This window comes from Fulvivirga sedimenti (assembly GCF_020328055.1).
Map to the genome: position 1 here is coordinate 588713 of NZ_JAIXNE010000003.1, position 21076 is coordinate 609788.

Annotated in this window: 23 protein-coding genes; all 23 read left to right on the forward strand. The window is 40.7% G+C overall.

The window, feature by feature from the left end:
* Nucleotides 1–53: 53 nt before the first annotated feature.
* Nucleotides 54–791, forward strand: a complete 738-nt coding sequence (locus LDX50_RS14880) for an MBL fold metallo-hydrolase (RefSeq protein WP_225698092.1) — start codon at nt 54–56, stop codon at nt 789–791.
* Between the two features lie 55 nt (nt 792–846).
* Nucleotides 847–1365, forward strand: coding sequence for a RidA family protein (locus LDX50_RS14885; protein WP_225698093.1), 519 nt, complete (start codon nt 847–849; stop codon nt 1363–1365).
* A gap of 34 nt (nt 1366–1399) precedes the next feature.
* On the forward strand, nt 1400–2350 hold the full coding sequence (locus LDX50_RS14890) for an MBL fold metallo-hydrolase (RefSeq protein ID WP_225698094.1): 951 nt from the start codon (nt 1400–1402) through the stop codon (nt 2348–2350).
* 16 nt (nt 2351–2366) lie between these two features.
* Nucleotides 2367–2708: a hypothetical protein gene (locus tag LDX50_RS14895; RefSeq protein ID WP_225698095.1), complete on the forward strand. Its 342-nt coding sequence runs from the start codon at nt 2367–2369 to the stop codon at nt 2706–2708.
* 59 nt (nt 2709–2767) lie between these two features.
* Nucleotides 2768–3367, forward strand: a complete 600-nt coding sequence (locus LDX50_RS14900) for a GNAT family protein (protein ID WP_225698096.1) — start codon at nt 2768–2770, stop codon at nt 3365–3367.
* Nucleotides 3368–3511: 144 nt separating this feature from the next.
* Nucleotides 3512–6226: a phosphoenolpyruvate carboxylase gene (locus tag LDX50_RS14905; protein ID WP_225698097.1), complete on the forward strand. Its 2715-nt coding sequence runs from the start codon at nt 3512–3514 to the stop codon at nt 6224–6226.
* Entirely contained in the window at nt 6223–6582 is a 360-nt protein-coding gene (locus tag LDX50_RS14910; RefSeq protein ID WP_225698752.1) for a tyrosine-type recombinase/integrase, read from the forward strand. The genes LDX50_RS14905 and LDX50_RS14910 overlap by 4 nt, the downstream gene beginning before the upstream one ends.
* 59 nt (nt 6583–6641) lie before the next feature.
* A complete protein-coding gene (locus tag LDX50_RS14915; RefSeq protein WP_225698098.1) occupies nt 6642–7319 on the forward strand; it encodes a hypothetical protein in 678 nt (225 codons plus the stop codon).
* Nucleotides 7320–7520: 201 nt separating this feature from the next.
* Complete coding sequence (locus LDX50_RS14920; protein ID WP_225698099.1) at nt 7521–7994, forward strand: hypothetical protein; 474 nt, start codon at nt 7521–7523, stop codon at nt 7992–7994.
* A gap of 421 nt (nt 7995–8415) precedes the next feature.
* Nucleotides 8416–8889, forward strand: coding sequence for a hypothetical protein (locus LDX50_RS14925; protein WP_225698100.1), 474 nt, complete (start codon nt 8416–8418; stop codon nt 8887–8889).
* Between the two features lie 241 nt (nt 8890–9130).
* A complete protein-coding gene (locus LDX50_RS14930) occupies nt 9131–10117 on the forward strand; it encodes an AraC family transcriptional regulator (RefSeq protein WP_225698101.1) in 987 nt (328 codons plus the stop codon).
* A gap of 105 nt (nt 10118–10222) precedes the next feature.
* Complete coding sequence (locus LDX50_RS14935; RefSeq protein ID WP_225698102.1) at nt 10223–10576, forward strand: hypothetical protein; 354 nt, start codon at nt 10223–10225, stop codon at nt 10574–10576.
* A 2-nt stretch (nt 10577–10578) separates the two neighbouring features.
* Nucleotides 10579–11088, forward strand: coding sequence for an anthrone oxygenase family protein (locus LDX50_RS14940; protein WP_225698103.1), 510 nt, complete (start codon nt 10579–10581; stop codon nt 11086–11088).
* A 12-nt stretch (nt 11089–11100) separates the two neighbouring features.
* The gene (locus tag LDX50_RS14945; protein ID WP_225698104.1) at nt 11101–11703 is read left to right on the forward strand and encodes a carboxymuconolactone decarboxylase family protein; all 603 of its coding nucleotides are present in this window, start codon (nt 11101–11103) and stop codon (nt 11701–11703) included.
* 28 nt (nt 11704–11731) lie between these two features.
* On the forward strand, nt 11732–12574 hold the full coding sequence (locus LDX50_RS14950) for an NmrA family NAD(P)-binding protein (RefSeq protein ID WP_225698105.1): 843 nt from the start codon (nt 11732–11734) through the stop codon (nt 12572–12574).
* A gap of 288 nt (nt 12575–12862) precedes the next feature.
* On the forward strand, nt 12863–13621 hold the full coding sequence (locus LDX50_RS14955) for a DUF2268 domain-containing putative Zn-dependent protease (RefSeq protein ID WP_225698106.1): 759 nt from the start codon (nt 12863–12865) through the stop codon (nt 13619–13621).
* A 295-nt stretch (nt 13622–13916) separates the two neighbouring features.
* The gene (locus tag LDX50_RS14960) at nt 13917–14894 is read left to right on the forward strand and encodes a TolB family protein (RefSeq protein ID WP_225698107.1); all 978 of its coding nucleotides are present in this window, start codon (nt 13917–13919) and stop codon (nt 14892–14894) included.
* Entirely contained in the window at nt 14891–16234 is a 1344-nt protein-coding gene (locus tag LDX50_RS14965) for a serine hydrolase domain-containing protein (RefSeq protein WP_225698108.1), read from the forward strand. Before LDX50_RS14960 ends, LDX50_RS14965 begins: the two co-directional genes overlap by 4 nt.
* A 101-nt stretch (nt 16235–16335) precedes the next feature.
* Nucleotides 16336–16788, forward strand: a complete 453-nt coding sequence (locus LDX50_RS14970; RefSeq protein WP_225698109.1) for a GNAT family N-acetyltransferase — start codon at nt 16336–16338, stop codon at nt 16786–16788.
* Between the two features lie 79 nt (nt 16789–16867).
* Nucleotides 16868–17812, forward strand: a complete 945-nt coding sequence (locus tag LDX50_RS14975) for a TolB-like translocation protein (RefSeq protein ID WP_225698110.1) — start codon at nt 16868–16870, stop codon at nt 17810–17812.
* A gap of 714 nt (nt 17813–18526) precedes the next feature.
* Complete coding sequence (locus LDX50_RS14980) at nt 18527–18766, forward strand: ribbon-helix-helix domain-containing protein (protein WP_225698111.1); 240 nt, start codon at nt 18527–18529, stop codon at nt 18764–18766.
* A complete protein-coding gene (locus LDX50_RS14985) occupies nt 18759–19049 on the forward strand; it encodes a type II toxin-antitoxin system RelE/ParE family toxin (protein WP_225698112.1) in 291 nt (96 codons plus the stop codon). Before LDX50_RS14980 ends, LDX50_RS14985 begins: the two co-directional genes overlap by 8 nt.
* Nucleotides 19050–19250: 201 nt before the next feature.
* Complete coding sequence (locus tag LDX50_RS14990) at nt 19251–20963, forward strand: amidohydrolase (RefSeq protein WP_225698113.1); 1713 nt, start codon at nt 19251–19253, stop codon at nt 20961–20963.
* Nucleotides 20964–21076 lie beyond the last annotated feature (113 nt).

Consider the following 21076-nt stretch of genomic DNA (forward strand, 5'->3'; position numbering starts at 1 on the left):
CTAAAATATACTTTAAAGAATACGGATCTTTGCTACAGGTTAAACGATTAAATATGGATACCAGCTGGTGGATAAAATGGGATGACACCGTGCTCATTCTTGACCCATGGCTGATTGGCTCTGAAGTGGATGGCTTCAGCTGGTTCAATGAACAATGGCATGCCACTCCTCCGGTACCCATCGGGGAGATCGGAAATTACGATGCCATTATCGTTTCCCAGTCCTATTCGGATCATTGTCATGGAAATACACTGAAAGCCATGGAAAAGGTGCCTGTCTGTACAACCCCGTCGGCCCGCAAGCGTGTTGAAAAAGAAACCGCCGGAAATCGTATCGAGGTCCTGCAGGAATTGGGCACGGATGAATGGCTTGAAATTGGCGATGTGGAACTGGCCTATCTTGATCCCGGCAGAAAACTTGATCCGATCTATAACGGCATTGTTATTCGGAAGGGGAAAAAAGTAGTGGTTTATTTTCCACATGGTTTTACCCTTAACCCAAAGCAGCTGCGCCAGCTACGTGATTATGAAGTTGAACTGCTTATTACAAGCTTCTCCCTCTTCAAGCTTCCGGCATTCCTCGGTGGAGCCGTCAACCCCGGAAAGGAAAATGCCATCCGGTTGGTCAATGAACTGGGGGCCAGGAAAGTCGTCCATACCCATGATGAAAATAAGCATGCACGCGGACTGGTGAAAAAGATTGCCAGGGTGGTTTATCCTGATCCGGAAGATCTCAGATCAATACTAAAAGAACGATTCGAATACCTTCAGTACGAAACGCTCGAATTATAAAAGGACGGGAAAGCCGAAAACCGATCAGAGTAGGCAATTAAACAATCAATGAACTATGAATATTAAATCTTCACACGCACGCCTGATGCTTGCAGTATTATTTTCAATGAGCACACTGGCAGGTTGCCAGCAATCGGAACAGGTAAAGGAAGTAGTTGAGGAAAAAATTGAAGTGCCCGCCGAAACAGCCGAGTACTTTCTGCTTCGCCCGGATGTCGAAAAAGCCTATGGATATTCCCATGCTGTAAAAATCGGTCGGGAAGTAAAGGTTTCTGGTGCGGTGAGCATGGATGACCAGGGAAATCCAACAGCAGTGGGTGACCTGGAGCAGCAGATGAAGAACTGCTACAGCGACCTTGAAAAAGTGCTTGCTCATTTTGGATGCACCTTCGATGATGTAGTCGTGGAAAATGTTTTCACAACGAACATGCCGCAATTCCTTGAATTTTCGGCATATCGAAATGAGATCTATAAAAATCATTTTCCTACCGGATCATGGCTCGGCGTACGAGAACTGGCGCTGCCGGAATTTATGATCGAAATTGAGCTTGAAGTCCTGATCCCGGAGAAGTAAACTCCTGATGCGACCGTCAGTAAATATCAAAAAATTGAATACATCCGCATGTATCCTGCTGGCTTGTTTGCTTGCAGGGTTTGTGCAATCAGCATGCGGACAGGTGGCACAAAAGCCGCCTGTCCCCTACCTGATCATCCTGGGCACCATTCAGGACGGCGGATCGCCCCATATCGGCTGCGACCGGGAATGCTGTTCCGGATTATTTACCGAACCAGATCCGGACAGGATGGTTGTTTCACTCGGGCTCATAGATCCGGTAGCAGAAAAACGATATCTGTTTGAGGCAACGCCGGATATGACCCGGCAATTGCACAGGCTTAACGAGGAAGCACCCTATGGCGATGGGAAAACGGCAGATGGAATATTTCTCACCCATGCGCACATAGGGCATTACACAGGACTGATGTACCTGGGCAGAGAGGCACTGAACAGCAACAATGTTCCCGTCTACACAATGCCTTCAATGAAGGAATTCCTCGAGTCAAACGGACCCTGGGGTCAGCTTGTCTCCCTGAACAATATCAAACTCATTCCGATAAATCACGATGTACCGGTTGAACTTGGAGAGGGACTGTCGGTAACACCGTTCCTCGTCCCTCACCGGGATGAATATTCAGAAACCGTGGGGTTCAGGATAACCGGTCCGAATAAGAGCGCGCTTTTTATTCCTGATATTGACAAATGGCATAAGTGGGAAAAGGATATTTCGGAAGTGATCAAAGAAGTTGATTACGCCTTTATAGACGGATCATTTTATGACGCAGAGGAAATCAGTTACAGGGATGTATCTGAAATCCCCCACCCTTTTATTTTTGAAAGTATGGAGACATTGAAGAACCTGTCGGCTTCCGACAAGGCCAAGGTTTATTTCATCCATTTCAATCACACCAACCCTGTCATCGATGCAGAAAGCGATGCCCGCAAAGCAGTGCTTGAGGCTGGATTCAGGGTTGCAGAGTTGGGGACCGGATTTGAATTGTAAGATAGTTTGTGATGTTATGAAACCGTCCGACAAGCTCCTTTTCATCAAAGTGATTCATACCCTGATTTGGGTGTTCTTTGTAAGTGTAATCTTCTATATCGTTTACAGCGGGGCTACTGATCAGGTATCAGTGTACACCTGGATAGCAATTGGGCTGATCGTTGGTGAAGGTCTTACATTATTGGTTTTTCGGATGTTTTGTCCGCTCACCCTCATCGCGCGGAAGTATTCCGATTCAGACAAGGACAATTTCGATATATTCCTCCCCAACTGGCTGGCAAAGCACAACAAGGTCATCTTCACAACAATTTTTATTGTCGGACTTATTTTGGTACTATGGCGGACATTTGAATCATAAAAGCAATGGGGTGGATTTGCAAAAGATCCCATATTACTGAAGGCAAGCCAACGGGATAAATGAGAAAGGCAACTAAATCTGATCAGGCGAAAGTAGTAGATATCATCTCCAAATCCTTCGCTGAAAATCCTGGTGTAAACTGGATGTTTAAGAAGGGCGGCAACCATGCGAGGATGATGAAAAGCCTTGCCAGTTATGTTTTTATGAAAGGATTGGTGAGAAATGGTGTATATATCTCCTCCAATGAAAAGGGGGTGGCAGTTTGCTATCAATTTAATGAAACGAAATTCTCACTGACGGAAATCCTCCACCAACTAATATTTGTTTTCCATTCCTTTGATTTCAGATCGATACCTAAAATCCTGAAGCGTGAATCATACCGAAAAAAGATTCGGCCAGCATCGGGAGAGTATCTGTATTTCTGGTTTCTTGGGGTTTTACCGGGCGGAAAAAATGCAGGATTTGAACTAAAAAATGCCATTTTCAATGAAGCCAGAAGGAAAAATCTCCCCATTTATTTGGAAACTGCTGTTGCCAGAAATCAGCAGGTATATGAACGACTTGGTTTTAAGACATACCATTACTGGGAGAATACAGCGGAAAACATCAAATTTTGGTTTATGAAATGGGAACCCGGAGCGTCAGTGAACCAGGGCTGAGCGGAACTACATTCCAGTTTAATTCCCTAATACAGCATTCATCACTTTTCATTCACTTGATGAAAGCAGTATTGTCGCAAATCGATTTCTATTTTATTATGTTTATTTGTTGTAAATCCAACGACCGCAGAAACCCCGTACCAGATGACCCAGGAACTACTTCAAAAGAAAGGACTTGAAAAAATAAATACTGACTTCCAGTACCTGGTATCCCTGTTCAGGGAAATGCTTACGTCTATCGGAGAACCGGGACTGGCAGAAGCGCTGCCATTTGGAGATCAACGGGGGTCGCATATTAACGGACCATCTGATGAAAAGCTAAAGCAGGCCATTGGAATCTGTTTTGAGCTTCTGAATCTTGTTGAAGAAAATGCGGCAACACAGTACCGAAGAAAAACCGAAACGCAATTCGGGATTGCCTCGACACGGGGGTCCTGGGGTGAAACCCTGCATCAATGGAAAACTGCCGGATTGAATGAAGAAGACATGGCGCAAAAACTCCGGACGATAAGGGCGGTACCTGTACTTACTGCCCACCCTACCGAAGCCAAGCGTCTGACCGTCATTGATATCCACCGTGAACTATACCTGTTGCTTGTAAAAAAGGAAAATCCCAACTGGTCCGACTCTGAACGATCCGGACTCAAGCAGGAAATCATGACACTGCTGGAACGATGGTGGCTGACAGGTGAGATCTATCTTGAAAAACCCCGGTTGGAAGACGAACGGAATAACCTGATGCACTATTTCAAAAATGTGTTCCCGGAAGCGGTTCGGCTGACAGACCTGCGCTTGCAGGATGCATGGAAAACCATGGGGTTTTCCCCTGAACTATTGCGATGGCCCGAAGACTATCCGCTGGTGCAGTTTGGCAGCTGGGTTGGCGGAGACCGCGACGGACATCCATTTGTAACTGCGGAATTCACGGCAGGCACGCTACGTTTACATCGCGAGGCCGCATTGAAGATGATTCGCGCGCAACTGTTTGATCTTGCGGGCAAGCTCAGTTTCTCTAGCTATCGCATTGATGTTCCCAGGGAGTTTCTCGATGAGATTGATGAAGTAGCGCAATTATTTGGCGAAGCGGGACAGCAGGCAAAGGATCGCAATGTATTTGAACCTCTGCGCCAGTTTTTAAATTTACTTCTGCTCCGGCTTGACAGAACAATTGCCGGTGATCTTTCTCTTGGTGAGAAGGGATATTTCCCAACAGCCAATGATCTCGGATCTGAATTGAGAAAATTACGTGAGCTGCTAATTACACTGAATTCGGAACGGGTCGCAAGAGAGTACCTCTTCCCGGTCGAGCGGACGTTGCAATGCTTTGGATTTCATCTGGCGAAACTGGATATCCGGCAGAACAGCGCATACCACGAGAAAGCGATCAGTCAGATCCTGGCTGCTTCCGGATTTGAAAAATCTGATTATGGCAACTGGAACGAAGAAGAAAGGCTGGCATTTCTGAACCAGGAGCTAAAAAGCAACCGTCCATTCCTCGTGACGGGAACGTCATGCGGACTGGAGGCTGACAACGTACTTGGCTATCTGCGTGAGGTGAAGGCATATATCGATCAATTTGGAACAGCGGGAATCGGGTCGGTTATTGTGAGCATGACACGCAGTGTGAGTGACCTTTTGTTGGTCCACCTGCTATTGCGCGAGGTCGGACTGGGAGATACAAAATTACCCGTGGTTCCGCTGCTGGAAACCATCGACGACCTGGTGGCCGGTCCGGATATTTTAACCGCTTATTTAAGTCATCCCGTTGTCGAAAGCAGGCGACAGTCTGATGAAAACTTCACCCAGGAGGTTATGCTGGGTTACAGCGATAGCAATAAGGACGGAGGAATTTTAGCCAGTCGGTGGAATATTTACAAGGCGGAGGAGAACCTGACAAAAGCTGCGGGAAAACTGGGAGTTAAGTTATGCTTTTTTCATGGTCGTGGCGGAACGATCAGTCGGGGCGGCGGAAAAATTCACCGGTTCCTGGACAGCATGCCTCCCGGTTCAGTGAGCGGGGATATAAAAATAACCGTTCAGGGAGAAACCATTGCCAACCAGTTTGCTAACCGCCTGACCGCCACCTATAACCTGGAGATGTTTGTAGCCGGGACTGCCCGGCAAGCCATGGTACAGGGAACGAATACAAGGAATGACAAACGGTATGAGGCGATGGATCATTTGGTTGCTCTTTCCAGAAAGGCTTATCGAAAATTGCTGGATCATCCGAAATTCATTGAATTCTACGCTGCTGCCACTCCCATTGATGTTTTGGAGCAAAGCAAGATCGGCTCCCGGCCGGCAAGGCGTACCGGAAAGCGCTCCCTGGAAGATCTGCGATCGATTCCATGGGTATTCAGCTGGAGTCAGGCCCGGTTCAATCTTACCGGTTGGTTCGGTATGGGCAGGGCGCTGGAGGAATTCATGAAGGAATATCCTGACGAGTTTGAACTTTTGAAGAATTTGGCTGCAGAGTGGCCCTTCCTGAAATATTTTCTCATTCAGGTGGAATCGAACCTGCTGGATGCCGACAGGGAAATCATGGAGCGGTTTGCCGAATTATACCCGGATCCACAGGCTCGGCAGGAACTAATGAATTTAATCGTGACTGACTTTGAAATATGTCATAACATTATTGAAGGAATTATGCAGAAGCCGGTCGAAGAACGACGTGTTTCAAAGCTGGAGAACGTCCGCCTGAGAAGCGAGGCCCTGAAGGTGCTTCATGGCATACAGATCGATTATCTAACGAAATGGCGAAGCATCCGTGATACAAACAAGGAAGAGGGCGAAAAATACCTGATTCACTTATTACTGCTGGTAAATGCGTTGTCGGGCGGACTTAAGAGTACGGGATAGAATTTTGTGAAGGTCCGTGCAGCCAAAGACACAGTGCATCGAGTATCCGGAAGATATTGAAAAGGTCCTGCACAACGGCCGGCATCTCTAAGCGGGTCACGCCGCATACGCTTCGGAACTCGTATGCGACGCATATGCTCGAGCTGGGGGTGGATATCCGTTATATTCAGGCGATGCTGGGCCACCGGCGGCCGGAAACGACGATGATCTATACACACATCAGTACGCACAAGATCCAAAACCTGCCCAACCCTCTGGACGAACTGGTCCGTGAGCAGCTCGAATCCCTCCCGAATAAAGAACACTCAAATCCATCAAATTTTCCTCTTATCCCGGGAAAATTATGGGGTTATTGATATATTCAGGTACGCATATAACTAGTTGGCATTAATTACGAAAAGCAGAACGTTGAGGAATGTTTAATATATTTAAAAAGAAAAAGTCAGAACCAACAATAGAGGAGAATAAACATAAAAAGGCTTTTGAAACTCCTTCAAATTGGGACCATAATTATATCTATGGATTTATAAATGGAAATCCACAACAAACTATTTCTGACACAAATGCGGTCAAAGAAATTGTTCAAAATACAGCTGGAAATAAAGGGTTTGTAGCCATAGACTCTATATTTCATCCTTACAATTTAGTAAACCATAAAGGAGCAACTGCTTGGGATTTAGCTTGGTTTAAAGTAGCCTTTCATGACAATGGAAAATTCATAGGAGAAATTGCTCGCGATAAATCGGCAACTGTGATTAAATCCGAAGAATTAAACTTAAAGGATAATTATAGGGTATGGCCAAATAATGATCTCGACCCTGAAAGAAATCCACACTACGCGAAATACGTCCCGTTTGTATTTCCATACTTAACATATCAAAGTAAAGATGAACCTCATTGGTCGAGAATGATTAATAGTGAATTAAAAGATTACGGACATGCACACACATACATAGAATACTTCAATTCAATATTTTCTAAATATGTTAGTGGACATATCATGACTTTAGGATTTGGAGAATTTGATAGAGAAAACCTGGATGGTTTGATTGAAAAGTTCACAAGCTTCTATGACCGAAATATTAAAAACTAATGCCAACAATGGCTATACCCAAGTCCCACACTCCTGCCCCGGTTCGCCATTTTTCTCCTTGTTTACTTTTTCGTTTATTAACAGTATTCAACCCTAAAAACGGTCCCTGGGCATAGCCCAATCCGTAGGCCATTCGCCAAATTTATCCTGTATGGAAAATAACGTTATGACAATTTAAGATTGACCGTTGAAATTTGTCTTATGAAAAAAATACATTTATTATCACTCTTGATCTCAATGTTATCCCATTCTTTATTTGCTCAAGCAAGTGAATCTGTAGAAATAGTTGTTCCTAAAAAGATTGAAAGATTTATTGATGGTTATGTCCAGGCATGGTCGAGAGGTGATGTGAAATATATTATGGACAATGTTTATGATGTTCCTTTTTCTATTATAGATGGGGATTCTACGACAGTATTCAATGCTTCCGCAAATCTTGAAAACTTTTTAGTCGAAACATTTAAATCATTGAGAAACCAAGGTTATGGTTATTCAAAAAGAAATAAATGGGAGAGATTTGAGGACCATTCAGATAGTAAAATTACTATTACCCTAAACTACACCAGGTACCTGACAACAGGTGAAATCATGGGAATTAAAGAACGAAGAGCAACTTATATCATTCAAAAAAATGGCAAAGGCTATAGAATCACGCAGTTGATTGGAAATAAATAGAAGTCGGACTTTTTATTAATTGACTGATTAACAGATACGACTCGGCGAACATAGCAGTACAGTTGAAGTGAACGACCTACAACAACAGCTATAATTCAGCGCCTTGACTGCAAAGGATTTTATCACGACATTAATATCTGTAATCTGCTATGATCAGCGATGTTTCCACCGCTAAAATGCAAACGCATTTCTGAATCGCGGCGTAAGCCAGGCATAGAATGAAGAGCGCCTAATCATAGCCAAGTACGATGCTGGTCATTTAATTTCAGGTAACTCCAGCAATCCTTCATCAATTAGACACGGAAAATGATGATTGATGGAAAAAGTTATGATTTTGGTTTTGGTGGCACAGAAGATGGAGATATGGCAACACAGAAGAATGCGTCAAAGCGAGTTTTTCATTTCTTATCCAAGTTAAAAAATGAATGACCATCAACATAAATTGCGTTTATCTTTATATACAACATTCGTTTTGGCTGCTTTGGTAATCTTATTTGATTTTATTTTACCGGGAAGAGTGGTAAACGATGAAATCATAGATGTTAAAAGAGAACGACAGCAATATTTCAATGCGGCCAGAAACTATCACTATTCATATAAAGTAATCACGAGTGAGCATCAATTTTCGGTTGCAGAAAATTTTGCACAATTAGTTCAGGATCATGAAAAAATCGAATACTCGGTTTCTCGAATATTTAAAGAAGTAAATTGGTATAGATTGCTTTCATCTGAAAACAATTCTTTTTATTCTTTAAGAATCTTATCAGGACTTGTACTTCCATTGCTGACAATTATTTCGATTTTAGTGGCTTATCTATATAAAAAGAATATTGGCATATTAGTTTTTGTACTTCAGGTCTTGTTGGTTGCGGATCTGATATTTTTAATGACATAAATAAAGGCAGTTGCCAACAAAGCATATAACTTATGGCGAGAGAACGGCTGTCAGCAAGGTTCTGGATTCTTAGCCAGCTTTGGATTCTGTGGACCCGCCTCCACAGAGCTACGGAAGGGCAGGCAGGAAAGTGCTTCGAAACCCTGCCTTGCGGGCAGGCAGGCGCCACAAGCCATATGTAAAACGTTAGCGATAATGAAAAAGTCAACTTCATTAGATATTTTGCATAGTAACTAAAAAGGTGAAATACATTTCAATCAATCTATATCGTAAAGTGATTAATCATGCTATCGCTGAAGGCATGACCAGAAATGATTTCATTAAACTTCCAACACCGATGTCTGATATTGACAACATTCAAGCTGTACCAGCTGATGAGTTTTTTAAACTCCATGAGATGATCGATGAAAGGCTAGGGCCTGGTTTCTCGGTTAGAGTAGGCCAACAAATGAAAATTGAAGATTATGGTGTTCTGGGGCTCTCATGGCGGACCTGTTCCTGGGCAGGTGAGATTTTCGATAGAAGTGAGCGCTATTTCAAATTACTCTCCAATACTTACGTTTTTAAAGTTGATAAAAAATCAAATATTTCAACTATTTACTTACTACGCGAGCCACATCGAAGAGGTTTAGAGCTTTCTAATGAAGCTACCCTTTCTGCTGCTGTGGTTGTATTAAGAGACATGACAGAAACGAATATTTCGCCCATTGAGGTTTCTTTTAAGCATAACCCTCCCAGCGATCTCAGCACTTATGAAGAAGCATTCAAATGCACAATACTTTTTAATCAACAGCATTACGCAATTACTTACAAGACTTCTGACCTGGAAACCCGTACAGCTAAGGCAGATGCAAGTATCAATCGTTTTCTCGTTGAGCGAGTCGAAGAAGAAACCAATAAACTTGAGGTTGCGGGTAATAAACTGGTTTTTGATGTAGAGAAGCTGATAACAGACGCACTCCCTAGCGGCATCCCTAGCATTCATCACATTGCCGAACATATGGGCATGAGCAATCGTACGTTGACACGAAGATTAACTGAAGCTGGAGTCTCTTACCGCGATCTAATTAAAAAGATTCAGGAAAGCGTTGCTACAAATCTGCTGAAAAAATCATCGAGAAGTATAGCTGAAATTGCATTCGAAACTGGTTTTTCAGAGCAAAGTGCTTTTAACCGTGCATTCAAGCGATGGAAGGGCCTTTCTCCTGTCGAATTTCGGAAAAACTAATTCACACCTCCATTTTGGCGTAAAGTATCAAAGCTTTGGCTCAAAATGTCAAGCATACCCCCTCCCTTACTTTCAATTTTACACTCGTAATCAATTACGATTAAAATGAAAGCAAGATTCATTAAAACATCATGGCTAGGAGTAATAACAGCAGCGCTGATTGTGATTAGCGCTTTTAATACCCAAACAGATATCCATAAGAATCATGGCGAGCTACCTTTAAAGGACGAAAAGCTAAAAAAAGAAGCATTTAAGATTCTTGATACGAAATGTAATGTCTGCCATCGCAAACAGAACCCTTTCATGGTCTTTAATGAAAAGAACATATCCAGAAGGGCAAAAAAAATCTATCAGATGGTCTTTATCGAACGGAGAATGCCTAAAGGAAACGAGATCCAATTGACCAATGAAGAATTCATCAAGCTGAAAAAATGGCTGTTCACTGAAAACATACTATAAATATGGAAAATTCACTAAAAGCAATGGTCTTGTTGGGAGCAGTAATCCTGACTGGCCTTTCAGCAGGCTTGTTATTCGCCTGGTCGGTTTCGGTAATTCCAGGAACTAAGCTAATAGGGAATCAACCCTACCTAGAAACTATGCAGTCTATCAACAGGGCAATTCTCAACCCAGCATTCTTTACTGTATTCTTTGGCAGTGTGATTTTGCTAAGCATTGCCAGTATTTATGAGTTTCATTCTAACAAAGTCGTGTTCGGACTTATGCTCTCCTCTGCTATATCCTATATGGCAGGAACGATACTAGTGACAGGGCTTGGCAATGTACCACTCAATGATCAATTAGATGTTCTCAAAATTGCAGAAATGAACGCCTCACAGATAGCACAATTCAGACAGTTCTACGAAACCAACTGGAACAAGCTTCATCTAATTCGGACAGTATTTGCAGTAGTCTCATTCCTTCTGTCGGTAGTAGCGCTCTTTGTTCATGTAAAAGAATATAATCCTTAAATCACAAATCAAATGGCCTTTTTTAGTTATCTCAACGAAAACTCCGATATAACAGATATCACCTTCAATGATCGTCCAAGGCTCGGCCCTATGGATAAAGCGTCACAGGAAATCATGAGAGGTAAATCCTCTTTTACCGAAGCAGAGCGCGAAATAATGGCTGCTTATGTTTCAGGGCTCAATGCTTGTGCATTTTGCCACGGCTCTCATAAAGCCGTAGCTGAGCAATTCGGTATCAGTCCTCAGGTAATAGAACAGCTGATTGAAGATGTCGATTCAGCACCTATTAACGAATCACTAAAGCCGGTCTTTCATTACCTGAAAAAATTAACCCTGACCGCAAGCAAACTCACCAAAGCCGATGTGGAAAAAGTAATAGCAGCAGGCTGGTCAGAAGATGCGCTGCATGAAGCCATTCTAGTCGGCTGTCTATTCAATTTCTACAACCGATTGCTAGACGGACACGGTATCAAAGGCAACCACGCAATTTACCAATTTGGAGGGCAGCACCTCGCAAAGAATGGCTATGGTGTCCCTTGGTTCATAGGACTTATTAAGAACACCATCAAAAAAAGCAAACTCAAAAAGCTGCATGAATTAGAGAAGCAGCTTTGAGCAAAGATTTAAACTCAAAATAATAAAAATGAAAGACAATATCTTAGTAATCGGAGGAACCGGTAAGACTGGTCACCGAGTAGTAAAAGGCCTCTCTGAATTAGGCCACCATGTAACCGTAGGGTCAAGGAAAGGCACTCCTGCATTTGATTGGGAAGACTACTCCACTTTTGCGCCTGCCCTTAAAGGAATGGATCGTGCCTACATCGTTTATTATCCTGATCTGGCAGTTCCGGGCGCCAAAGAAGCCATCACAGCATTAACCGAGGCAGCTTTGAAAGAAGGTGTAGAAAAAGTTGTGCTGCTATCTGGAAAGGGAGAAACGGTAGCAGAAGCCTGTGAAGAAATCGTGGCGAATTCGGGGCTTAACTATACTCTGGTAAGGGCATCATGGTTTAACCAGAATTTTAGCGAAGGAGCTTTTCTTGATTTCGTCTTGGCGGGACAAGTAGCGCTACCTATGCCAGAGGCAGAGATTCCATTTGTAGATGCAGACGATATCGCTGAAGTAGTGACGAAGGTGCTGGTAGACGATTCCTACAATGGTGAAACCATCACCGTGACCGGCCCCAAAAAACTAACCTTTGGCCAGATAGTAAAAATAATGGAGCAAGCCATTGGAAGAAACATCCAATACATCCCTATCTCTATCGAAGAGTTCAAAGCAGGAATGAAAGCTGCAGGCCTTCCGGATTCTTATGTATGGCTCTTTGGCTATCTATTTAAAGAGGTGCTTGGAAACCCTGACAATCAGGCAGTGTCTAATGATGTCAAAAGAGTGCTAGGCCGCAGAGCCACTTCTTTTGAAGAATATGTGCAAAAGACCTTAGATACGGGTGTTTGGAATCAAGCCGTATCAGAAAGCATCTAACATCAACTACACACGGACATAGTCATAGCTAATTGGGGTAATAAATCGATGGAATGTATTAAAGAAACAGGCCGACTCTATAGAGACGCAATGATCTTAATCGTTGGCCTGGTCTTTTTGGGGCGTTCCAGAATGTCGGTCGAAAAGTAGAGTATTTAGTCATTTCAACTACTCAATTATCCGATTATCAAGAGTTGAGTGATAGCTATAAATTAATTAAAACGTACAATTTTAATTCGAACGAAAAACTACACCCATAAACTCAATATCATGAATCTAAGGCACTTAATGAACACATTCACGGCTATAACATCAATTATTATTTCATTTTTAGTTATTGGAATAGATGTTCAATTAAACCCAAATAGCTCAGAAAAATTACTAGAAGTTAAAACGGTTCTTTTTACATATACCTCAGATACAACACTAACACTAGAAGAGAAAAGTGTGATAGAAAAAGCACTAACTCAACATACAAATCAGGTGAGTATGGTATTAACAAAGCTTCCAGATACCATTATGTATAAAGTTAATATAGTAGATCACAATCTGGATATAGTCAAAGGTGTCTCGGGGATGACTTTAAGGCATAAGATGAACGCGTTAATTCAAGTTGATCTTTCAAGTCAATATCCTGGAGGGGTAGTTAAAGCTGGGCAAGATGGTTTAAAGAGCTTGCTATGGCACGAATTACATCATGTTCAACGAGGCTGGTCTATTGAGCAAAATGAATTTGACCAGAGTATAGATATCGCAGCAATAAATGAAGGATTGGCGGTAGTTTTTGCTGAAGAATATACGGGAGAGTCAGAAGTGGTGAACTCTCATGCCGATGTTACCGATGCTTGGGTAGATGAAATCCTACAACTGCCAAAAGAAGCCGATTATATGACATGGGTATCGGGAATACACCCTGATGGTAGAAGCTACATTGGCTATAGAACAGGCAATTATATAATCAGAAAAGCAATGGAGAAATCAAGCAAAAGTATATTAGCCTTGAGTGAATTAAGTCCGACTGAGATTTTTGAATTGGCTGGTTATTAACATGAATAAAATAATTCACAAAAAAATAACTCCACCTAAAATCATTGTCACCAATGCTCTGCTATCACCAAGCTCCTTGGCTAATTCAATGTAGCACTTATAGTGCTCAGTAGTTAGTTGAAACAGGAATTGAATCTAAATGATGTTTGCCAAGTAAATGAATATCAAACCAATCAATATTGTGGAACCTTGCTGGGGATGCTGTTTTATCTGGGTTTAAAACCATTCCGCATAAAAGTACATAACCTCAAATAGGTTCTTATAGCAGCCTTATAAACTTGATTTTTGAAATAAAATGAGATCTACAAACCTGCTTAAAAATACGAGACTGTCTACTCGAACTACTATATTCTTAACAGTCGGATTGATTGTTATTTGGTGTTCTAATCATATTACAAAAAAGTCGAGATTAATTTCGCTTAGTCAGTCACCTGCCTATGATGAGGCAGTAGTTTTTGGTGAAGGAAAAATCTCAACAGATGCCTTTGAGTTTGCGATCACTTTCACACCAGCAATGGACGAAGTATTTTGGACCAGAAGGCAGCCTGACTCGAACAATGAGATTATGACGATGCAACTGGTGGAAGGTCATTGGACAGATCCGAAACCTGTGTTTTTTAAGGCTAAATCTGGATGGGACTTTGAGCCACAAATCAACCCTCAGGGAACGCGACTCTTTTTTGGAAGTACCCGACCTCTGCCAGATTCCTCTACATCTAATGGACTGCACCAATGGTATAGTGTGAGGAGTCTAAACGGATGGAGTAATCCGGTTCCATTAGAAAGCCCATTCATTGATAAGTCAGTAATCATGTACTTAACTTCTTCAGAAAAGGGAAATCTCTTCTTCACTACCGGAGAAAAAGGCGACAAACCTGAAGACTGGGTAATCTATCAGTCTATCAATCAAGAAGGAAAGTATCAGCCAATTGAAAGAATGGGAAGTGCCATCAACTTTGAGGGCAAATATATAGCCCATTCTTATATAGCACCTGATGAAAGCTACCTCATCTACGATGCAAAACGTGACTCAGGTCAAGGTGGCAGTGACTTATACATCAGTTTCAACCGAAAGGGTCACTGGACGAAAGCATTGAATATGGGACCTCAAGTAAATACCCCTCTAACTGAAATGTGCCCGAGTGTTTCTCCCGATCAGAAGTACCTGTTTTTCCATAGAGGTGATGAAAACAAGGGAAATATTTATTGGATAGAATTCCAGCCTATAAAAGCACAATTAGAGTTTCAAAGTAAAAACAATTCAAAAAAATGAATAACAAAATATTAATTCTGGTAACACTTGCTCTGGTGTTTTCTTGCAAAGAAAACGACAAGCCTCAGAAAGCAGAAACGCAATCAATAAATAACTACGCGGTTGAAATAGACAGTTTTTTGACGAATCTTGCAAAGGATCAGGTATTCATGGGAAGTGTATCTCTCTCAAAGAATGGTGAAGTTGTCTATTCCAATGCGATAGGTTACAGCGACCTTGAAGGTGAGATAAAAGCGAATAAAAACACAAAATACAGAATAGCCTCTATTACAAAAGTCTTTACTGCTGTCCTTATCTTTAAAGCAATTGAAGATGGCAAAATTCAACTTGATCAAACAATTGATAGTTTCTTTCCGACATTATTAGATGGATACAAAATCACTATAGCTCACTTATTGCACCATCAAAGTGGAATTATGAGTTATACTAAAGACCAGTATTTTTGGGATAATCGCACTCAAAATCAATCTACAAAAGATTTAATGAATGTGATAAGCAGTCTTGATAGAAATTTTGAGCCAGGTGAAAATACCGAGTACAGTAACTCCAATTACTTTTTACTTGCACAACTGCTTGAGCTCATTTATGACGATCGCTACGAAAACTTATTAGAAAAAAACATCATCAAACCGCTTGGGCTTCAAGATACCTATGTGGGTAAAACCACTCATTCAGATCATAACGAAAGCTTCTCATACACTTCAGAAAATGGAGAATGGAAATTATTCCCTGAAACTCATTTATCCATCGCTAAGGGTAGTGGCTCACTACTTTCAACTCCTTCAGATCTAAACATCTTTTTTAGAAGTTTGATGAATGGTCAATTAATTTCTTCAGCATCGATAGAGAAAATGACCACTATTATTCGCAATCATGGTATGGGTATTTTCAGATACCATATACATGATCAGTCTGGGTATGGGCATGGTGGAAATATCGATGGTTTTACAGCCAATAGCATTTACTTTATGGATCTTGATGTAGCCTTAACTATAAGCTCAAATGCATCATCCATGCCTATTGAGGAAGTATATTCTGAAATCTTGAAAGCCTATTTGGGAAAACAGGAAGTCACCATTTCTGAAGAAGAAGTTGCACAGTTTGTAGGAGTTTATATTTCTGAAAATGACCCTGAAGATCAATGTGTTTTCATTCAAGACAACAATGTTTTAGTCAATTTCATAAAAAATGAATTCAAAGCACCATTAGTTTATTGGGGCAATAATAGGTTTGTTTTAGAACAACTTTATGCAGAATCAATCTCGTTTACTTTTTCGGATGATGGGAACCAATTGATTTTTGACCAAGGTGATTATAGGGGTGTCTACAAAAAAGAATAACCACCTAAAATACGGCACATGCACTATGCTCTTTGGGCTACGGAATTTATCCACATCGAAATAGTATTATTTATAAAACAGACTTCAATAATAGAGCTCAAATGATGATCAGAAAAGCAAAAGAGATTGATTTACCACTAATTGTAGCAATGCTAGCTGATGACAAGCTCGGAAGCATCCGGGAAGATTACCAGCTACCACTACCCTCTTCATACATTGAGGCTTTCCATAAGATTGATAGGGATTCCAATCAGAAACTCATAGTGGTTGAGAACGAGCAGGGTGAGATCATTGGTGCCATGCAGCTTTCATTCATACAGTATCTGACTTATCAGGGCGGAATTCGAGCCCAGATGGAGGCAGTACGTATCCATAAAAATTATAGAGGAACTGGGCTGGGTACTAAGATGTTGAAATGGGCTATTTTCACAGCCAAAGAAAATGGTGCCCATGTGATACAGCTAACAACAGACAAAAAGCGACCTGATGCCATACGTTTTTATGAATCTCTTGGATTTAAGACCACACACGAAGGAATGAAAATGCATCTATAGAGCATGTGAATGGTATGCTCACATTAACAATACTTACTTTTTAACCTGCAGTAATCCCTCAGAACAAATTTAACACCAAATGAATAAAAAACATTTCCTATTGCTCGTAATTGGACTTCATTTAATGTTGCTTGGCTGTAAGCAAACTAATTCTAATCAATCGTATTTAGATCAAGCACCTCCTGCATCTACTCCCAAAGTATTTGCATCATCAATTGTTAACACCGACAGTATTGAAATTAATACAGTGTTTAACACTTCTTTTACAGAAGTATTTTTCACAAGAATCATCAATAAGAAATTTGTTATCCATCATTCTGAGTTCATTGATGGTCATTGGAGTTCACCAAAACCTTTACAAATGTTTGCTGATCACGAGAAAGAGTCAGTTGCCATTGATCCTTCCATCAGCCAAGATGGAAATACAATGTATTTTCTGGGGATAAGTCCAGAGGACCGGTTGAAAAAATCTAAACCTGATATTTATAAAAGTCAAAAAGTTGATGGGAAATGGCAATTAGCTACTAAGGTTGAACAGCCTATATCAACTCAGGAATATGCAGAATCATACCCTGTTGTGGTTTCAGACGGTAGTTTATACTTTACATCTGATAGACCTGGTGGTTTTGGAGGAAGAGATATTTATCGTGCGCAATACTTAGGAAATGGAAAGTTTGATACACCAGTAAATATTGGCGCAGAAGTAAATTCTGAAAAAGGAGAAAGAGGTACTTATGTTTCACCAGATGAAAGTTTCCTTATCACGGCTAATACCTATACTGATGAAAGGGGCTTTGCAGTTTCATTCAAAAAAAATGGCAAGTGGCAGAGACCTACTGTTTTTAACCTTGGTGAAACTATAGATGAAAACTGGGTTTATTATTGTCCTTATATGTCACCCGACAATAAATATTTTTTCTTTTCCAAAAGATATAGCTATCCATCAAATAGCGGATGGACAGGTGTTATGAAAGGCAATGTATACTGGGTCAATTCTACTGAGATTTTTAAAAAATGCAATTAAAGTTTGAATCAAAAGAAAAAATAAAGAGTGCGCCTTTATGAAAAGATGAGGGTATGAAGCTATATCTATGATCAGGCGTTGATAATAAAAAATGAGTTACAGGCATATTATGAAGCCAAAATTAGCTATTCGATTTCTACTTTCGATCTTAATTCCTCTTACCCTATTTCACATAAGTGTACTCCTAAAGATCATACCACAAGACATAATATGGGGAGGAAGATTAGGTAGTGATAGTGAAATGTATATGCTTGAGTGCATTTCGATAATAGTCTCCATTTATTTGACAGTAGTTCTAATGATAAAAGGATCATTTATACGACCGCTTCTTACTTCGAAAGTTGTAAACTTCTCTCTTTGGGCATTTCTGGTGCTGTTAATCCTAAATACGGTTGGAAATGTGCTAGCAAAATCAGCTACAGAGCAACTTTTTGCACTGCTTACGATGGTAATGTCAGTTTTGCTATGGACTGTCTTGAAAAAACAGGATGCCTAAAAGAGTTCATAAGTAGGGGTATTATTAATCGCTAACAATAGCTATACGTAAGCCGGGGTTTAGTGCTAAATTTATATTTAGAGAACATTAGCAAACATATTGGTAACCGGAAAGAGAAGTGCCATGAAATCCCGCACTACGAATAGCCAAACCGTTGGCAAGCATCTGCCGACTTATGAAATGATGCGATTATGGTGTATATTTACATCAAAAAAATTATGCCAAGACAGAGCATCTCTTTCACCGAGCCCAATGATAAATGGCTTAAAAGTCAAATTGACAGCAAAGAATATACGAGCAAGAGTGAACTGATCAATGACTTAATCAGACAAGCAAGACAGCAGCAACGGCAGGTCGACTGGATTAGGCTAAAACTCGAAAAAGCTGAAAAGTCAGGATTCACCAACGATTCCGAATCTGAGATATTGAAAGACTCGAAAAGTCGGCTGAATGGCTAACTACAAGTTAAGTAATGATGCCAGGGAAGATTTGATCAGAATACATCAGTACGGGATTCAGAAATTTGGTGTAAGGCAAGCTGACAAATATTTCCATGCCTTTTTTGAGTGTTTTGATCGAATAGCTTTAAATCCGTATCATTTCGAATCAGTTGACCACATTAAAATGGGATACCGCCGATTTGTATGTGGAGTGGACAGTATTTACTATCGCATAAATAATGATACTGTAGAGATTATTTCAATCATTGGCCGACAGGACGTCAACCAAATATTAAAATAAAACGCTTGCCAACAACGGCTATAATTCAGCGCCTTGACCGCAAGGGATTTTATCACGACATTAATATCTGTAATCTGCTATGATCAGCGACGCTTGCGACGCTAAATGCTGGCGCATTTATGAACCGCGGCGCAAGCTGGGCTTAGAATGAAATGCGCCAAATCATAGCCAAGTACGTTGGCAATAATTATAATTAATCTTATGAAAACATTAAAAACACTAACCATTATTTTCGGAATCATCATCCTAATATCTTGTAAGCAAGATCAAAAAGAGGCACTTATTAATACTGCTGTTGTGTACAGTGGAGGGGACATTATAACTATGCAAGGTGATTTGCCAGAATACGCAGAAGCCCTAGTGATTAAAGATGGTAAGATTGAATTTGTGGGCTCATCTGCTGATGCAATGGTAGCTGCAGGCGAAGGATATCAAATGATAAACTTAAATGGAAAAACTTTAATGCCAGGTTTTATTGACCCTCATAGCCATTTTATAAACTCTTTGGGGATGAGTAGTCAAGCCAACTGCTCACCTTCACCGGTTGGTGAAGCTGATGATGTAGCTGGCATTATTAAATCATTAAAAGACCTGAAAACCCAAAAAAGCATTCCTGATGGGCAATTGATTATGGGGTATGGATATGATGATAACGCAATGCCTGATGGACATCTATTAAATCGTGACGATTTGGACAACGCTTTTCCAAATAACCCCATAATGGTCATGCACGTATCGTTACATGGTGCTGTCTTGAATTCAAAGGCAATGGAGCAGTTTGGTATTACTGCTAAAACTGAAACGCCACCTGGTGGAATTATTGTAAGAAAGCCAGGAACAAATGAACCCTATGGTCTAATAATGGAAACCGCATTTTTACCCGTTTTCGCAAACTTGCCCAAACCAACAGATGAACAATTATCGCAACAAGTAAAAGATGGTCAGATGATATATGCAGCTGCAGGTATTACTACTGCACAAGAAGGAGCTTCGCATATAGGGGATGTTGGAATTATACAAAAAGCCGCAGATAATAATTCTTTATTTATAGATGTAGTATCCTATCCTTTTATTACAGAATATGACACTATTTTTAAACTGTATAGCCCTGAAGATTTTGGTAAATACAACAACCATTTTAAACTTGGTGGCATAAAAATTACCATTGATGGCTCACCGCAAGGAAGAACGGCATTATTTACAACACCTTATTTGACTGGGGGACCAAGTGGAGAAAAAAACTGGATGGGCGAATCAACTTTCACACAAGAGGAAGTAAACCAGATGCTCAAAAAGGTATACGATAAAGGCTTACAATGTACGTTTCATGCAAACGGCGATGGAGCTATAGATATGTGTATAAAAGCTCATGAATATGCTAGTAATGGAAATCCAACAAAAGAACGTAGAACTACCATTATACATTCTCAATTTGTACGCCTAGACCAACTAGACAAATATGTAGAATACAAAATGATACCTTCACTTTACACCGAACATACTTTCTTTTTTGCCGATGCACATATTAAAAATAGAGGTTTAGAGCAAGCATCCTTTATAAGCCCTATGAAAACAGCTATTGCAAAAGGATTAAAACCTACAAATCATACCGATTTCAATGTGGCACCTATAGACCAAATGATGGTCGTTTGGACTGCTGTAAACAGAATATCTAGAAATGGTGAAATTATTGGTGCGGATGAAAGAATTTCACCCTATCAAGCCCTGCAAGCAATCACCAGTAGTGCCGCTTATCAGTACTTTGAAGAGGATAAAAAAGGGACATTAGAAAAAGGTAAACTGGCAGATTTGGTCATTCTAGATAGTAACCCCTTGAAAGTAGCCCCGATGAAAATAAAAGAAATCAAAGTTTTAGAAACCATTAAAGAAGGAACTACAATTTTTAAGAAATAACTATTGCCAACAATGGCTATAAGTAATTGCTTGTTCTCGCCTACTTTGGAAATTCCACAGGAATTTCCAACTTGGTGTGTACCTGCCGGCAGGCAGGCAGGCTTGCAAAGTTA

Coding starts and splice junctions, on each gene's coding strand:
- LDX50_RS14885 (WP_225698093.1), top strand. CDS start 847: ATGAATATTAAATCTTCACACGCACGCCTGATGCTTGCAGTATTATTT.
- LDX50_RS14920 (WP_225698099.1), top strand. CDS start 7,521: ATGAAAAAAATACATTTATTATCACTCTTGATCTCAATGTTATCCCAT.
- LDX50_RS14965 (WP_225698108.1), top strand. CDS start 14,891: ATGAATAACAAAATATTAATTCTGGTAACACTTGCTCTGGTGTTTTCT.
- LDX50_RS14925 (WP_225698100.1), top strand. CDS start 8,416: ATGAATGACCATCAACATAAATTGCGTTTATCTTTATATACAACATTC.
- LDX50_RS14915 (WP_225698098.1), top strand. CDS start 6,642: ATGTTTAATATATTTAAAAAGAAAAAGTCAGAACCAACAATAGAGGAG.
- LDX50_RS14970 (WP_225698109.1), top strand. CDS start 16,336: ATGATGATCAGAAAAGCAAAAGAGATTGATTTACCACTAATTGTAGCA.
- LDX50_RS14980 (WP_225698111.1), top strand. CDS start 18,527: ATGCCAAGACAGAGCATCTCTTTCACCGAGCCCAATGATAAATGGCTT.
- LDX50_RS14975 (WP_225698110.1), top strand. CDS start 16,868: ATGAATAAAAAACATTTCCTATTGCTCGTAATTGGACTTCATTTAATG.
- LDX50_RS14880 (WP_225698092.1), top strand. CDS start 54: ATGGATACCAGCTGGTGGATAAAATGGGATGACACCGTGCTCATTCTT.
- LDX50_RS14955 (WP_225698106.1), top strand. CDS start 12,863: ATGAACACATTCACGGCTATAACATCAATTATTATTTCATTTTTAGTT.
- LDX50_RS14990 (WP_225698113.1), top strand. CDS start 19,251: ATGAAAACATTAAAAACACTAACCATTATTTTCGGAATCATCATCCTA.
- LDX50_RS14960 (WP_225698107.1), top strand. CDS start 13,917: ATGAGATCTACAAACCTGCTTAAAAATACGAGACTGTCTACTCGAACT.
- LDX50_RS14945 (WP_225698104.1), top strand. CDS start 11,101: ATGGCCTTTTTTAGTTATCTCAACGAAAACTCCGATATAACAGATATC.
- LDX50_RS14985 (WP_225698112.1), top strand. CDS start 18,759: ATGGCTAACTACAAGTTAAGTAATGATGCCAGGGAAGATTTGATCAGA.
- LDX50_RS14940 (WP_225698103.1), top strand. CDS start 10,579: ATGGAAAATTCACTAAAAGCAATGGTCTTGTTGGGAGCAGTAATCCTG.
- LDX50_RS14905 (WP_225698097.1), top strand. CDS start 3,512: ATGACCCAGGAACTACTTCAAAAGAAAGGACTTGAAAAAATAAATACT.
- LDX50_RS14895 (WP_225698095.1), top strand. CDS start 2,367: ATGAAACCGTCCGACAAGCTCCTTTTCATCAAAGTGATTCATACCCTG.
- LDX50_RS14900 (WP_225698096.1), top strand. CDS start 2,768: ATGAGAAAGGCAACTAAATCTGATCAGGCGAAAGTAGTAGATATCATC.
- LDX50_RS14950 (WP_225698105.1), top strand. CDS start 11,732: ATGAAAGACAATATCTTAGTAATCGGAGGAACCGGTAAGACTGGTCAC.
- LDX50_RS14935 (WP_225698102.1), top strand. CDS start 10,223: ATGAAAGCAAGATTCATTAAAACATCATGGCTAGGAGTAATAACAGCA.